This is a genomic window from Myxococcus sp. AM011 (assembly GCF_013372595.1).
In the GTDB taxonomy this organism is placed as follows: domain Bacteria; phylum Myxococcota; class Myxococcia; order Myxococcales; family Myxococcaceae; genus Myxococcus; species Myxococcus eversor.
Map to the genome: position 1 here is coordinate 1 of NZ_JABXEM010000264.1, position 15,193 is coordinate 15,193.

Annotated in this window: 9 protein-coding genes; 3 read left to right on the plus strand and 6 right to left on the minus strand. The window is 70.3% G+C overall.

Translation table 11 applies throughout. The features are described 5' to 3' along the window. Nucleotides 1–8: 8 nt before the first annotated feature. Nucleotides 9–1,415 (minus strand): metallopeptidase TldD-related protein, encoded by a 1,407-nt coding sequence (locus tag HUW62_RS37980; protein WP_163868901.1) that lies wholly within the window; start codon nucleotides 1,413–1,415, stop codon nucleotides 9–11. Nucleotides 1,416–1,520: 105 nt separating this feature from the next. On the opposite strand from HUW62_RS37980, the gene HUW62_RS50180 reads away from it, so the two are divergent. After that, complete coding sequence (locus HUW62_RS50180) at nucleotides 1,521–2,822, plus strand: TldD/PmbA family protein (protein ID WP_240356869.1); 1,302 nt, start codon at nucleotides 1,521–1,523, stop codon at nucleotides 2,820–2,822. 17 nt (nucleotides 2,823–2,839) lie between these two features. Here the strand turns inward: HUW62_RS50180 and HUW62_RS37990 are convergent, their stop codons facing one another. From HUW62_RS37990 to HUW62_RS38010, 5 genes are all read right to left on the minus strand, one after another. Continuing rightward, nucleotides 2,840–3,910 carry a hypothetical protein gene (locus tag HUW62_RS37990; RefSeq protein ID WP_240356876.1) on the minus strand — a complete coding sequence of 357 codons (1,071 nt, stop codon included), beginning with the start codon at nucleotides 3,908–3,910 and terminating at the stop codon, nucleotides 2,840–2,842. Between the two features lie 17 nt (nucleotides 3,911–3,927). Next, on the minus strand, nucleotides 3,928–5,835 hold the full coding sequence (locus tag HUW62_RS37995; RefSeq protein ID WP_176437195.1) for a hypothetical protein: 1,908 nt from the start codon (nucleotides 5,833–5,835) through the stop codon (nucleotides 3,928–3,930). 115 nt (nucleotides 5,836–5,950) lie between these two features. Next, nucleotides 5,951–6,958, minus strand: coding sequence for a c-type cytochrome (locus tag HUW62_RS38000; protein WP_176437196.1), 1,008 nt, complete (start codon nucleotides 6,956–6,958; stop codon nucleotides 5,951–5,953). Nucleotides 6,959–6,966: 8 nt separating this feature from the next. Further along, nucleotides 6,967–7,965 (minus strand): aromatic ring-hydroxylating dioxygenase subunit alpha, encoded by a 999-nt coding sequence (locus HUW62_RS38005; RefSeq protein ID WP_163868906.1) that lies wholly within the window; start codon nucleotides 7,963–7,965, stop codon nucleotides 6,967–6,969. A gap of 11 nt (nucleotides 7,966–7,976) precedes the next feature. Then, on the minus strand, nucleotides 7,977–8,159 hold the full coding sequence (locus HUW62_RS38010; RefSeq protein ID WP_163868907.1) for a Xan family putative trans-acting RiPP leader peptide: 183 nt from the start codon (nucleotides 8,157–8,159) through the stop codon (nucleotides 7,977–7,979). Nucleotides 8,160–8,362: 203 nt separating this feature from the next. On the opposite strand from HUW62_RS38010, the gene HUW62_RS38015 reads away from it, so the two are divergent. Together HUW62_RS38015 and HUW62_RS38020 are read left to right on the plus strand one after the other, a co-directional pair. Beyond that, entirely contained in the window at nucleotides 8,363–10,366 is a 2,004-nt protein-coding gene (locus tag HUW62_RS38015) for a hypothetical protein (RefSeq protein WP_163868908.1), read from the plus strand. A gap of 124 nt (nucleotides 10,367–10,490) precedes the next feature. Further along, nucleotides 10,491–15,193 (plus strand): non-ribosomal peptide synthetase (locus HUW62_RS38020; protein WP_176437197.1); only part of this gene is annotated, 4,703 nt, incomplete at its 3' end.

The window sequence follows — 15,193 nt, forward strand, 5'->3', positions numbered from 1 at the left end:
GGCGGGAGTCACTCCGACGGAGGAGGAAGAATCAGGGTGGGGGTGCCACAGCCCTCGGCGGTGGGGAAGAAGGTCAGGTCGGCGCCCACGCCCCGGAGCGCTCGGAACGTCTCCAGCACCGGGAGCTCCAGCGACATGGGCGCGATGCGGCGGACGCGGCGACCGTCTCGCACCTCCCAGCCTCCCGCGATGAGGGACACCCGCCCGGGACGGGGCATCGTCGTGAAGGTCTCCACGCGGGCGACCAACTCCGTGTAGTGCGCGGGCAGCGCGTCGCCGCGTGGACTGATGAAGAAGTTGAGAGCAGAGGCGGAGGCTTCGGAGGCACCTTCGCGCAGTCCTCGTCCACACGGCTGCGCGCCGAGCCGTGTCGCGGTCTGCTCCGAGTGGAGAAAGCCCATCAGGCGGCCTTCATCCACGAGTCGCACCGCACGCGCCTCACGACCTTCGTCATCCCATTCGCGGCGACGAGTGCCCTGGGGGTGAAGCGGGTCATCCTCCACGGAGAGCACGGAGGGAAAGGCCTTCTTCCCCACGGCGCGCGCCAGGGCCGGTGTCGCCGCGGCCACGTCCCCGCGCAGGAGCCAGGCGAGCCCGGCGACGAGCGGAGCGGCGACGGCGGGACGCAACACCAGCGGCAACGTCGGGTCCGCGACCTCCGCTCCTCGCGACTCGGAAGACGGGGGCTCCGCTGCATCCACGGGCGATGTCGCGGAGTCCTGCGCGAGTGGCTTCGCCGGGTCCTCCAGCGCCGCCACGGCGTCCTGGAGACGCTCGCGCAGGGACTCCAGCTCCAGCGCGTCCTGCCCAGGGACTCGCGCCACCGCATCCACCACCGCGCCACGAGACGTCTCGCAGCGCACGAAGGCTTCCTCCCTGTCCTCCCCATGCGCGACCACGCCGCCGCTGCTTCGCAGCAACGCGGACCAGGTGGAGCGATGGGTGGACACCAACGCCTGCACGACAGTGCCCGGAGGCACCACCGTCCGAACCAGCCGCACGGCCTCGTTGCGTGCCCGCTCCACGGAGGGCTCCCAACGCCACGCTGGAAGCGAAGTCACCGTCAGGAAACTCGCGGGAGCCGGCCGCGACTCAGCGGCGACTCCTCGCAGCGCCGTGTCCAACCAGCGCTCCAGGTCCTCGCGCCCACGCACGGGGCCCGAAGCGACGCCCCGGGATTGCGCGTCCCACACCCTCGCCACCACCGAGCACGCCACACCCTGGCTCGCGGCGAAGGCGCCCGTGGCGGCTTCCAGCTCCAGCGTCAGCTTCCCCTCCACGATGACGAAGAGCTCGGCCTCCAGGCTCGGATGCGCCCGACGAAAACCCTCCAGGACGTCACGTGCCGCCTCGGCCAGCACGTGCGGCGCCGCCACCTTCGCTTCGTCACGCCGCTCGCCATTCCCGTTGCTCACGCGCCCCCATCATGCCCCATCTCCCCGGTGGACCCTTCGTGGGCGCCGCGCGATTCCGGGCGCGGGTCTCGGCCCCTCGCCTCGACGGTGGTAGAACGGAGCCACGTGCCCGTCGAGAAGCCCAACACGTCGAGCTGGTTCGTGGAGCATCGGGAAGCGACCGAGGTCGCCCACTCCCGCTCGGGGCCACGCGTCCAGCCCCTCCACCAGGAGCAGGGCCTCTCCCACGCCCTCGCGGTGGAGGGCGGCGTCGAGTACACCTGGGAAGCGCTGGTCGACGGCACCCTTGCCTCCCACGACATGCCCGCGGACTTGAGGACCGGTGCGACGGAGCTGCTCGACCCGACGCCCGTCCTCGCGACGACGGCGGCGCTGGCCACGGAAGTCGCACGCAGGCTGGTCGACACCGCCCGTGCGGCCGGAGCCACGCACCTGGATGTGCTGCTACGGGAAGTCGAGCGGCGCACCCTGTGCTTCGGCGACGGACGCACCGTGCGACAGGACTCCCGCCACGCCATCCTGGAAGTGAAGGCCTTCCAGACGACGGACAGTGGCGTCCTCGATGCCTGGCGCGCCACGGCCTTCCCAGACCTGAATCACCTGCACGCGGCGCTTCCCACCCTGGAATCCCTGGTGGACGGACTGGTGCGCGAGCTGCGCGAGTCCAGCCCCGGCATCCCCTGTCCCACGGGGATGTTCCCCATCGTCTTTCCTCCGGGCGCCGCCTCCGCGTGCTTCTTCCACGAAGTCTGCGGGCACCCGCTGGAGGGGGACGTCGTCGCACGCGGTGGCTCGTACCTCGCACGCAGACTGGGCCAACGCGTGGCCGGCCCGTGGCTCTCCGTATCGGACGACCCCACCGACGGACACGGCGCCCTCGGCTTTCACTGGGACGACGAGGGCCACGCGGCCCAAGCCGTGCCGCTCCTGAACAAAGGCGTCGTGGGCTCGCCCCTGCTGGATGCACGCAGCGCCAGGCTGCTGGGGCACGCCCCCAACGGCCATGGCCGACGCGTGGGCTTCCGCCATCCGCCGCTGCCTCGCATGGCTCACACGCGTGTGGAACCTCACGAAGGCCATCTGGAATCAGTGCTGGCGGGAGTGCCTCACGGCCTGCTCGTCCAGCACCTCACGCCCCGGCACATGGACCTGCTGTCGGGAGACTTCAGCTTCTACATCGTGGAGGCGCGCGAGGTGCGCGATGGCCGCGTGGGCCAGCGCGTGTCACCCGGCATCCTCGCTGGCAACGGTCTGGAGGCCCTGGCCTCCATCGACGCGGTGGGCGCCGACTCGCGCAACCTCTTCGCCACGCGCGGCTGTCGCAAGCTGGACCACGGCGCCCTGCCGGTGTCCTTCGGACAACCCGCGGTGCGCTTCCGCGGGCTGACCGTACGTCCCTGGCGCTGAGCGCGTCGCCTTCCCCTCTACGGCTGGCACAGCCAGCGCTCATCCAGCGGCGGCGGCGGCGGGTCCTCCAGCGGGTCCACCGGAGGGGCCGGCAGGCTGGGGTCGGGGTACGCGTACACGCGCTGCACGGAGACACCGGCGCGCGGCTGCACGGTGACCGGCGAGATGACCAGCGGACGCGGGTACGGGCCCGGCGGCTCCTCCGGCGCGGGCACGTAGGTGTCCCTGAAGGTCACCGTCACGGGAGTCGTCAGCCCCGGAGGCAGCACCAGCGCGTAGTAGCCGAAGAAGCCCGTCGGGTCCGACGACGCGAAGAAGCCCATGGGCGACTGCCCCGGCGGCCCCACTCCAGGAGGCGCCCAGTTCACCGACAACAAGGTGCCCGCGCTCGTCTCACCCACGACGCTGTCCAGCGGGATGACGAAGTAGTCGTAGAAGAAGCTGGGCGGATGCACCCAGAAGAGGACGACGCCACCCGTCCGGGCCGGGTCGAGCAACTGCTCCACCGTCGTCGGCGTGCCCTCTCCCGTCAGGTACTGGGCCACCGCGTCCAGGGCGCCCGCGCTGCCGACCATGGGCGCCGTCTGGGAGGTGCACTCGTTGACGTTGACCTGGATGGGGCGCAGGTACGTGGTGGGGTAGTGCGTCGCCGGCGGCAGCGGAAAGGGCGCGCCCTCCGTGAAGAACTCCACGGGCCCCGCCGGAGGAATCGCCTCCGCCAGATAGGGCGTCGTGGCATCCAGGGGGACACCCTCCACCTGCCAGATGCCCGCGAAGGACGACGTACCGCTGGAGACGGGGGCTCCGCTGCCGGCCAGCCGCACCGTCGCACCGGGGATGGCCGAGAAGAGCAGGTACGGCGTGTCCTCGAAGAGGGCGGGAGGCGGCGTCTCCTCTCCCGGGAAGTTCAGCACCGTCAGGAAGAAGGCTTCGGGGTCATAGACGACGCCGGAGACGGTGGCGCGGCGCTCGGGCAGCTCTCCGATGGGAGCGTTCGTACCCTCCTCGGGGGGAACGGGCTCTGAATCGGAGCATCCGCCCAACGTGGCGGCGAGCAGGAAGGTGGCGGTGAGGGAGCGGGCCTTCATGGCGGTCCTGTTCGGAATCATCGGAGGGGCAGCACGTGCTCGGCCGGGGGCGTCGTCACGTGGCACGCGTTGGCGCAGTTCCCGTAGATGTTGGGAGCGGACGCGAGGTTTTCGAACTCGAGGTTCTTGTACTCATTGCCGTGCGTGCCGGGATGGCAGCCAGCACAGGCGATGAGGCTGGGCCGCAGGGTGCTCTCACGCGTCAGGTGGCACAGGGTGCAGTCGCCCTTGTTCTGGGCGTACTTGCGCGAGCTGATGTGGATGCGGTGCATGAAGTCCGACACGTGCCCCACCGACTCGTCGTAGTGGCACACCTTGCACGTCTCCACGTGGTCCACGCTCACGCCGTGGTGGAGGTTGCTCAGCGAGTTCGGCCCGTTGTGGCACACCTGGCAGTTGCCAATCTGGTTGGGGTACTTCGTGGGCTCGGCCTGACCGACCTGGAAGAAGAAGGGGTCCAGGCGATTGAGCCGCTCACCCATGTAGTTGCGGTGGCCCTTGAGGAGCAGGGCATACGTGCCGGGCTTCGCGTCCGGCGGCAGCTCCACGGTGTAGCGCGTGCTGGGCCGGTGGGACTTGCCTCCGGGACGGTAGGCCGCGGCGGGATGGATGTAGTACGCCGGCTCGACGCCCGTGGGAAACGCGAAGTACGGCGGCGTATGCGAGCCGTTGACGACCTTCAGGTCCTGGAGGGGCCCCACCACCTTGAAGCCCGACTCGGAGGCGCTGGTGTCGCGCCAGTTGATGAGCATGTTGCTGTTGAAGTACGCGAGCCCGTTGGAGCCGTCCCCCATGTAGTCGTTGAAGCTCGGCATGGTGTCGCGCGGGTGGAGGGCATGGCCGTCGCCGTCCTGCAGCGCCACGACGAAGTCCAGGGACTCTCCCGGCAGCAGGAAGCGGCCGTTCTGCGGCGGCGCCACCACGACGCTCTGCTTCAGGCCGAAGCCGCAGCGCACGGCCACGTCGGTGGGCAGGCCGTTGGGCCCCATCTCGAAGCAGGAGTCGGGGCGCTCGTTCTCCGGGACGAAGGTCACCGGGAACAGGAACGGCTTCAGGGGCATCAGGCTCCAGGTGAGCCGGATGAGCCCCTCGCCCCGGAGGTCCGGCATGGTGAAGGACTTGAAGGGGTTGGTGGAGTTGGCGAACGAGACCTTCACCGTGGTGAGGTAGTTGATGGCCTCGCGCGTCGCGGCCACCACGGGGACGGGGTCATCCGCGAACTTCGGCGGCGCCAGTCCCGTGACGGCGAAGGAGACGCGCGTGTGGCCCGTCGCGGCGTTCTCCGCCATGAAGTCGCTGCGCTTGTAGGTCTCGCTGGTGCGCACGTTGCCGTCGGCGTCGAGCACCTCCAACAACAGCGTGTCCGTGTCGGAGTTCATCCAGGCGGCGTTCTCGTAGAACGTCTCGCGCTGCATCGCGCCCGGGTCCAGCACCTTCCAGTCGTCGAGCCCCACCGTCAGGCCGCTCCAATCCAAATCCTTGAAGTCCGATTGGAGGCGCGCCCAGGCGGCCGGAGTGCGGCGGTCGTTGTAGTCCGTGTGGACGTCGTGGGCCAGGTCCACCGCGGAGAACTCCCGCAGGAAGTACAGCTCACCCGGCTTCACATTCATCCGCGCCGATGGGGGGACCGGGGGGATGGCGGCGCTCAGGGGAATGGCCGCGTTGAGGTTGAGGCACGTATCGGGATAGCCGGGCAGGACGAGCCCTCCCTTCGTGACCGGCTCACCGTTGGGCAGGATCGCGCAGCCCTTGAAGGACAGCAGCGACAGGGAGATGGCACCCGAGGCGGAGCTGTCGTACGGGTCGAAGGCCGTCGCGCCTCGACCGCGAGTTCCCTCCGCGTCGGACGTATCGAACAGGTTGCAGCCTGTGATGAGCGCCAGCACCGGGAGCGTCAGCAGCAGCGACTTGAAAGGCGATATCATGAGGACTCGTGCCAGGCCGGTACCGTTCTGCCCTGTAGCGACTGGCGGGTTTCTAGCGAATGAGAACCCGAGAATCCTATAGGCCCTCCGCCCAATACGCCAACAGTCGGCTGCGTTACTTCCCGACAGCAGGGGGGCCCGCATCCGGGGGAGCCGCGATCCGAGGGCTCACGGCGGGCAGGGTCTTCAGGTACCGGTAGATGGCGCGCAGGTCGTCCTCGTGGAGTCCCGCGAGGAGGCCCCAGGGCATGGCCAGCTTGTTGACCTGACCCCGGCGGCTGGGGGCCGCGGCCACGTCCTTCCAGGCGGTGAAGCGCGCGACGAAGGCGTCCTCTCCCCCCTTGAAGATGGCGCCCTCGGGGCGCAGCGACGGCGCCTTCTCCTCGCCAAAAGGCGTGGGCAGGGGAAGTCCTCCAGCGAAGGGCACGGGGGTCTCCTCCAGGCCTCCGTGGCAGAAGGAGCACTGGGCCACGGTGGCCAGGTACTGGCCCCGCGCCACCACATCGTCACCCGGAGGGGGCACGGGGCCCGGCAGCGCGCTGGCCAGCCCCTGGAGCTGGGCGACCAGCTCCTCGGGCAGCTGCGTGCGCTCCACGGAGCGAGGGACGGGGGGAACCTGGCGCAGGTACGCCACCACGGCGCGTGCGTCCTCGTCGGAGAGGGTCCGCCACTCGGAGTACGGCATCATGGGGAAGAGCGTCCTGCCATCCCTGCCCCGGCCCTCCCTCAACGCCCGCAGCAGCTCCTCGTCCGTCCAGCGGCCGATGCCGTGCTCGGGGTCCGAGGTGATGTTGGGCGCGCAGACCCGGCCGGGGACGCCATGCCCCTCGCCGAAGCAATCGCCCGCCAGCGCCTCGGCCTTCGCGGGTCCGCCATAGCGGGAGTAGTCCCGGGCCGTGTGGCAGGCGCCGCAGCCGAGCACCGCCTCCACGAGATAGCGGCCCCGGGCCACGCGCTCCGCGTCCTTCGCCACGGCCGGGACGACGGCGGCCTTGGGCGCCACCGCGAGGGGAGTGGAGGGCGGCACCTGCTTCGGGGCCTCTTCGCGCTGGCTGCACGCGGTCCCCCACACGAGCGTCAGCACGACGACGGCACCCAGCCGCCCCACTCCGCCAGCACGCATGAGCGCCCTCACTCCATCCCAGGGCTGTCCGGAGCCTGGCCCAGACGCAGCGCCGCCATGGCGCGGCGGTATTCGATGGGCAGCCGGTCCGCCTTGACGTGGACCTCACCGTCGAAGCCCAGCGGGTGCGCCTTCGGACGCTGCCCCTCGGCGATGCGCCGGTCCTGCTCCAGGATGGCCAGCTCCGACTTCACGAACATCTCCCCGAAGTTGCGAATCCTCGGGTGGTACGAGCAGAAGTAGAAGCACCGCATCTTCTCTTCCGAGAGGGGCTGCGCCACCGCGTAGACGGTGTGCGTGTAGAAGAGCGTCGGCTTGAACTCCAGCCGCACGGCGAAGGGCAACGTCATGTCATAGGTGAGCGTCGTCTTGTCCACGCGTGGGGGCGCCCCGCCGATGCTCGGTCCGAGCGCCGGGTAGACGATGCGGGCCCTCAGCCCGGAGGCATGCCGCTCCACGTCATAGGCGGGCACCTCCTGCTGCTCGGGGTTGCCGAACGTCCCCCGGTGCACCCAGGACAGGTGCGCCACGTCGAGGACGATTTCCATCATCCGCCCCGCGGACACGTCCCAGTCCAGCAGCGGCAACGCCACCGTGGCCAGGGCCCCGTCCTCCAGCTCCGGCCACTCCGGCAGCGGCGCCGACGGCGTCGCGGACAGACAGACCCAGATGAGCCCGTAGCGCTCGGCGCAGCGGTACGCGGCGAGCCGGGCCTTCTGGGAGATGGGCGCCGAGAGCTGCGAGGGCACCCTCACGCAGCCACCATCGGCCCCGTACGTCCAGCCATGGAAGGCGCAGCGCAGCCCCTCTCCCACGGGCTCGCCGTCGCAGAGGTCCGCGCCCCGGTGCGCGCAATAGCGCTGCGTGGCCGCGACGCCTGACGCGGTCCGCCAGACCACGCCATCCACTCCGAGCAGTCGGAAGGCAAGCGGCCGTTCGTTCAGCTCGCGGGAGAAGGCGACCGGATGCCAGAACGCGGAGAGCGCCTCCTCATAGGGGCGCGGCATGGCGGTGGTGCTCACGCGAGGGCGAGCGGAGCAATCTTGCTTTCAATCTCCTCGAGCAAGAAGTCGATCTCCTCAATCTCGTCGAGCTTCTCTGGGGCCGCGGCGACGGAGGGCTCCGCAGAGGGCGCAGCCGCTTCGGAGACCACCGTGGACGTGTTGGGCGACTGGACCGACTCTGACGCTTCCGAAGCCATGACTCCTCCTGGCACTCGCAGCAAAGGGGTTGCCATGCTCGTGGGAATCCAGGCGAGGTGTCAACACGCGGCCGGTGTGTTCACGCAATGCGTGAACGGCTCGGCGGCCGGTGTGTTCATGAAACGTAACGCCCTGACAGGCAATCTGGTGGGGTGGGTGTCTCGCGACATTGATTGAGAGGAGGCTAGAGTGCGGCTCCCCCATGCCAGCCCCGCTCACCCGCGCCTTGCTTGTCTTTTGCCTCCTGCTTGGAGGCACAGCGGGAGCAGAGGTCTGGAAGCAGGTGCGTCCGGGCGCCACCACCGAGCAGCAGGTATTGAGCCGCTTCGGTGAGCCCACGCGGCGACACACGGCCGGCGGCGCGCGCGTGCTCACGTATGACGAGGACTCGGCGCCGTCGGGCACCGTGCGCGCGGACTTCCACGTCGATGAGAGGACGCAGCGGCTGCGCCGCCTCGATGTGTATCCCTCCCCCGCGCCGTCTCGCGAAGCGGTGGAGCGGATGTTCGGCCCCGCGTGTCAGGGCGGAGGCCGCGCGAAGAAGCCGTGTCACGAGGTCAGGCTCTCGGCCACCAACGAGCCCTACCTCCACTATGTCGCGCGCGGGCTCGCGGTGTTCTTCGCGCGCGGAGAGCTCCAGGCGCTGACGTACCTCCCCGCCGCGCGAGCGCGTCAGGCACGCATCGCTCCGGTGGAGCCGCCCCTGATGCAGGAGGCTCCCACGGCGAGCCCCGAGCCGCGCGCGAGCACGAACACGCCCGCCGACGAGGGCCTCGCTCAAGCGACTCCCACCACCACGTCGCAAGCGCCTTCGGAGACCGCGGCCGTGGAGCCCATCGCCACGTCCCCCGTGGTCCCGGAGCTCACGGTGGCACGCGTGGAGGTCCCGAGCGCGGACACCGGCTCGAATTCGAGCGACCTGCTGCGTCCCGCGATGATGGACAGCGGCGAAGGCGCGCCGAGTCCCACCGCGGACAGCGACACGACGCAGGGACCGCGTCCGCTGAACGAGCCCGAGGAGACGCGAGCGCCGCGACTCGCGGACCCGGTGCAGCCCGAGGTGCTGACGCTCGGAGGGTTCTACTTCCAGCGCGCGGACATGGTGGTGTCCCAGCGGGCCACGGACGCCACCACGGCCGCGCAGCCGTACTTCCCGGGGCTCGTGGACGTCTACCTGGACTTCAGGCCCCAGGACGACATCCGGGCCTACGTGGTGGGGCGCCTGGTCTATGACCCGCTGGACCCGACGCTCTCCACGCCGAGGACGAGCCTGGACAAGCTGTGGCTCTACTTCGGCCTCTTCGACAGCATCTACGTCACGGCCGGACGCCAGCATGTGAAGTGGGGAAGCTCCCGCATCTGGAACACCACCGACTTCCTGCGGTCCCCCAACCCGGATCCGCTCGGCGTGTTCGACCTGCGCCAGGGCGTGGACATGGTGAAGGTGAACGTGCCCTTCGAGTCGCTGCGCGCGAACCTGTGGGCGTATGCGACAGCGACCCTGGAGGACACGGGGGTCACCGGCGCGCTGCCCCGGGCGCGCTACGGCGGCGCGGTGCGCGGGGATATCGCCTTCGGCACCAGCGAGCTCATCGCCTCCGCGTCCTTCCTGGAGCGGCGCCGCCCGCGCTACGGGCTGGACTACTCGCTGGGAATCGGGAGGCTGGACCTCAACGCCGAGGTCGCCTTCGTGCGCGACTCGGACACCCGGCTGTGGCGGTCCACGCCGGAGGGGAGCTTCGTCGAGCGCACCGTGACGGGCACGCAGGTGCAGGCCAGCGCGGGTGTGGCCGCCGAGCTGCGCATGGGAGACCTCTTCCGCACCGTCCTCCGGGTGGAGGGCTTCTACAACCAGTTGGGCGACGACGACCGGCGGCTGCTCACGTGGGTCCAGTCGACCGGTGACTACCGCGCCCTGTACTTCGGCCGGACGTATGGCCTGGGGCAAATCACCGTCACCCGCCGCAGCATCTACGAGCCGTCGTGGACGCTCACCGTGCTCGGCAACCTGGGGGACCCGTCGTTCCTGGGCCGCCTGGACTTCGGCTTCGTGCGCAACAACGTGAACGTCGCGGCGTTCGTCGAGGCGCCCTTCGGCGCTCGCGGCGGCGAGTTCCGTTTCCAACCCGACCCCTCCGTGGCGGACCTCCCCGCGACGGACCTGGGAATGTTTCGAGCCGGCATGAGCCTCCGCCTCCGGCTGTAGTCCCCTGACGCCCTTTCACATGACCACTCCCCCTGACTCCGTCCTCCCCGGTCAGTCCCCCCTCCCGGCGCAGACGACTTCCGGGCCCGCGCAGGTCGGGCCGGCGGAACGAGACAACACCCTCGTGGCTTCCACGAGGCTCCCCGAGTCCGACCGCCAGCGCGTGCTGGTGGAGTGGAACGCGACGACCTCCGAATACCCTCGCGAGTCCACGTTGCACGAGCACTTCGCCCGCGTGGTGGAGCGCTTCCCGGACAAGGTCGCCGTCGAGTTCGGAGACAGCCGGCTCACCTACCGCGAGCTGGATGCGCGCTCCAACGTGCTCGCCCTGAAGCTGCGCGAGCTGGGCGTGGACACCGACGTGCGCGTGGGGCTCGCCGTCGAGCGTTCGCTGGAGCTCATCGTCTCCGCGGTCGCCATCGTCAAGGCCGGCGGCGCCTACGTCGCGATGGACACGTCGTACCCGCGCGAGCGCCTGGCGGGCATGGTGGAGGACGCCCGGCCCCAGGTCATCATCATCTCACGCGCGCTCGTCCCCCGGATGCCCGTCGGGGAATCGCGCCTGTTGGTGGTGGAGGACCTCCCGCTCGAGGGCCCGGCCGCGCACGCCCCGCCGTTCCGTGCGCTGCCCGACTCGCTGGCCTACGTGGACTTCACGTCCGGCTCCACCGGCAGGCCCAAGGGTGTCGGCACGACGCACCAGGGCGTGCTGCGCAACCACCTGGGCGTGAGCTATGCGCGCTTCGGGCCGGACGAGACGCAGTTGTTGATGACGCCCCTCTCCTTCGACGTCTCCACGTTCGAAATCTGGGGAGCGCTGCTCCACGGGGCCCGGCTGGTGGTGATGACTCCGGGAGTCCCATCGCTGGAGGAGCTGGCGCGGGTGGTCCGCGAGGCCCGCGTGACGACGCTCTGGCTGACGTCGGCGCTGTTCTCCCAGGTGGTGGAGGAGCACCTGGAGCTGCTGCGTCCCGTCAAGCAGCTCCTCGCCGGTGGCGACATCGTGGCGGCGCCCCACGTGCGCCGGGTCATCGACACGCTGGGGATTCCCGTCATCAACGGGTACGGCCCCACGGAGACCACGGTCTTCGCCACTTCGTACAGGGCGACCGCGTCCGCCCAGGCCGCGAAGACGTTTCCCATTGGCGGCCCCATCAACAACGTCCGTGCATACGTGCTCGGCGAGGACGGTGAGCCGGTCGCCATCGGAGCCACCGGCGAGCTGTTCGTCGGCGGCGAGGGGCTCGCGCGGGGCTACATGGAGCAGCCCGCGCTGACCGCCGAGCGCTTCCTGCCGGACCCCTTCCACGGTGTCCCCGGCGCGCGCATGTACCGCACGGGCGACCTGGTGCGCTGGCGGGACGACGGCGTACTGGAGTTCCTCGGTCGCGCGGACTACCAGGTGAAGGTGCGCGGCTTCCGCATCGAGCTGCCCGAAGTCGAGGCCGCGCTGCGCGCCCATCCCTCCGTACGAGACGCCGTGGTGCTCGCGGTCGCCGACCCTTCGTCGGGCAAGCGACTGGTGGCCCACGTGGTGCCCGCGGTGGGGCTGCGCATCGAACCCCGCCAGCTTCGCGCGGACCTGCGTCAGCGCCTGCCCGAGTTCATGGTGCCTTCCGAGGTGGTGGTGCGCGGCGCGCTGCCCCTGACGGTCCATGGCAAGGTGGACCGTCGAGCCGTCGCCAGCCAGCCGGTTCCGGCCCAGGAGGACGGACTCCAGGCCCCCGCGGGTCAGGCACCTCGTGGCCTCGTCGAGGAGATGCTCACGCACCTGGTCGGTCAGGTGCTGGGCCGCCAGGACGTGGCGCGAGACGTGAGCTTCTTCGACCTGGGCGGGCACTCCCTCAGCGCGACGCGACTCATCGTCCGCGTCCAGCAGACCCTGGGCGTGCGCCTGCCACTCAGCGCGCGATTCGGCACGAGCACCGTGCTGGAGCTCGCCCGCGAGGTCGCCGAGCGTTCCCGTTCCGCATTGCCCCTGCTGCCCGAGCCGACGCGGCTCCCGAAAGAGGCGCCTCGCTTCGTCTCCGCATCGCAGGACCGCATGTGGTTCCTGCACCAGTTGCAGCCGGAGCTGCGGGCGTACATCCACTCCGAGGCCGTGGAGCTCCGGGGGCCGGTGGACGTGGTGGCCCTGGAGGACTCCCTGCGGCTGCTGTTGGAGCGGCACCCCGCGCTGCGCACGCTCGTCGTCTCCCATCAGGGACACCCGGTCCCCCGCGAGCAGCCGGTGCCCACGCACGTGCTGCGAGTCGAGCAGGTGCAAGGCTCCGGAGACGACGGCCTGCCCTGGGAGCGGCTGCGGGAAGAGGCCGCGCGTCTCTTCTCCCTGGAGCAGGGACCGCTCTACCGCTTCCTGCTGTTCCAAATCGCTCCCGAGCACCACGTGCTGCTGTTGGTGCTGCACCACCTGGTCATGGATGGGCTGTCGTTGGACATCCTCTTCCGTGAGCTGGGGCAGGCCTATGCCGCTCCAGCGGGACAGCGGCGCGGCCTCCTGCCCGAGCCCGAGCTCACCTTCGCGGACCTGGCTGCCTGGGAGCGCAACCCGGAGATGAAGGTCCGCGAAGACACGGACCTCGAGTACTGGACGCGACAGCTCGAGGGGGCTCCCTCCCAGTTGTCACTGCCCACCGACCGGCCCCGCCCGGGCGTCGTGAGCGACCGGGGCGCGGCGACTCCGAGGCACCGGCTGACACCCGAGCTCCGACAGGCCCTGGACGCGGTCTGCCAGCAGCATCAGGTGACGCCCTTCATGGTGCTCTACGCCGCGTTCGCGGTGTTGCTGCGGCGCTACTCCGGGCAGTCCGAGCTGTGCGTGGGCACTCCGGTCTCTGGCCGCGCGCACCCCGCCGCCGATGACGTCGTGGGCCTGTTCATCAACACCGTCGTGCTCCGCACGAAGGTGGATGCGCGTGCCTCGTTCGTGGACCTGCTCGCGCAGGTGCGCACCACGTCCCTGGAGGCCGTCTCCCATCAGCAGGTCCCCTTCGAGCGCGTCGTCGAGAAGCTCCAGGTCGAGCGCACCCACGGCGACTCGCCGCTGTTCCAGGTCCTGTTCGACATGAGCCGCGTGGAGCATCCGCTCGCGTCGGCGTTCCCCGCGCTCGCCCCCCGGGCACTGCATCTGGTTCCGGGCTCCAGCGCCTTCGACCTCCACCTCACCGTCCACAAGGTCCGGGAGGAGTACGAGTTCTTCTTCCGCTACCGGACCGAGCTGTTCGACGACTCGAGCGTCCAGCGGATGCTCACCCACTACCTCCAGTTCCTGGGCAACGCGCTGCATGCGCCCACGTCCGCGCTCGGGGAGCTCCCGCTGCACACGGAGGCGGAGCGCCAGCAGGTGCTGCGGGACTTCAACTCGGAGCAGCGGCCCTTCGATGAAGAAGCGACCGTCGCCTCGCTGTTCCTGAGCGCCGCGACGCGGACTCCGGACGCCGTCGCCCTGGTGACGCCCGACACCTCGCTCACGTTCGCCCAGCTCTCCTCGCGGGCCACGCAGCTCGCGTCACACCTCTCCGCCCTTGGCGCCCGACCCGAGGCCGTGGTGGGCCTGTGCCTGGAGCGCTCCGCTGACTCCGTCATTGGCCTGCTCGCCATCCACTTGAGCGGCGCCGCCTGCCTTCCCCTGGAGCCCTCGCATCCCGCCGCCCGTCGCGCCTCGCTGCTGCGACAGTCCGGCGCGCGCCTGGTCATCTCCCGCGAGTCCTTGTTCGAAGGCGCCACGCTCCCCATCCCCCTCGTGCGGCCCGAGGATGCGTCCCAGCCCGGCGCCGCGCTCGCGCCTCCCGTGCCCGCGCGTCCGGACCACCTCGCGTATGTCCTCTACACCTCCGGCTCCACGGGCGAGCCCAAGGGCGTCGAGCTCACGCACCGGAACCTCGTCCACGGCTTCGCCAGCTTCGACGCCTTCCTCGACACCGCGCCCGGCGCGACGTGGGCTGTCACCAGCAGCTTCTCGTTCGACATGCACATCATGGAGCTGGTCTTCAGCCTCACGCGAGCCGCTCGCGTGGTGCTCCGGCCAGTCGGCCCCCTCAACCTGGGCCGTGACATCCTCCAGCACGGCATCACCCACATCGTCATCACGCCCTCGTCGCTCGCCACCGCCTTCGAGGAGCCCGGCGCGCCAGAGGCCCTCCGTAGGCTCAAGGTCGTCGTCACCGGCGGTGAGGCCCTGCCCGACTCCCTCGTGAAGCAGCTCGCCTTCACGCAGACCCGGCTCACCAACGCCTTCGGTCCGACGGAGACGACCCTCTGTGTGACGTCCGCGCCGTGCTCGCCCGAGCTGCCTGTCACCCTCGGCAAGCCCCTGGCTCGCACCCGCCTCTACGTCCTCGACGACTCCCTCCAGCCTCTCCCCGTCGGCGTCCCTGGCGAGCTCTTCATCGCGGGCCCCAGCCTCGGCCGTGGCTACCGCTCGCGCCCGGACCTCACCGCCGAGCGCTTCATTCCCGATGGCTTCAGCGACTCGCCCGGCGCTCGCATGTACCGCACCGGCGACAGGGCACGCTGGCTCCACGACGGCTCCCTCTCCTTCCTCGGCCGCTCCGACTTCCAGCTCAAGATTCGCGGCGTCCGCGTCGAGCTCGAGGAAGTCGAGGCCGCTCTCCTCCGCCTCCCTGGCGTCCGCCACGCCGCCGCCATTCCCCACCCCTCCTCTCGCGACTCCCTCCTCGCCTTCCTCGTCCTCGACTCTCCCTTCCATGACTTGCGCGCCCTGCGCTCGTCCCTCTCCTCTTCTCTCCCAGACGCCATGGTGCCTTCGCTCCTGCGCGTCCTCGACTCCCTCCCCCTCTCCTCCTCCGGCAAGGTCGACCGCAAGGC

What these genes read in the sequence shown, in the direction of transcription:
- HUW62_RS37990 (WP_240356876.1), bottom strand. Translation starts at nt 3,910, where the DNA reads ATGAAGGCCCGCTCCCTCACCGCCACCTTCCTGCTCGCCGCCACGTTG.
- HUW62_RS37995 (WP_176437195.1), bottom strand. Translation starts at nt 5,835, where the DNA reads ATGATATCGCCTTTCAAGTCGCTGCTGCTGACGCTCCCGGTGCTGGCG.
- HUW62_RS38000 (WP_176437196.1), bottom strand. Translation starts at nt 6,958, where the DNA reads ATGCGTGCTGGCGGAGTGGGGCGGCTGGGTGCCGTCGTCGTGCTGACG.
- HUW62_RS38005 (WP_163868906.1), bottom strand. Translation starts at nt 7,965, where the DNA reads ATGCCGCGCCCCTATGAGGAGGCGCTCTCCGCGTTCTGGCATCCGGTC.
- HUW62_RS38010 (WP_163868907.1), bottom strand. Translation starts at nt 8,159, where the DNA reads ATGGCTTCGGAAGCGTCAGAGTCGGTCCAGTCGCCCAACACGTCCACG.
- HUW62_RS38015 (WP_163868908.1), top strand. Translation starts at nt 8,363, where the DNA reads ATGCCAGCCCCGCTCACCCGCGCCTTGCTTGTCTTTTGCCTCCTGCTT.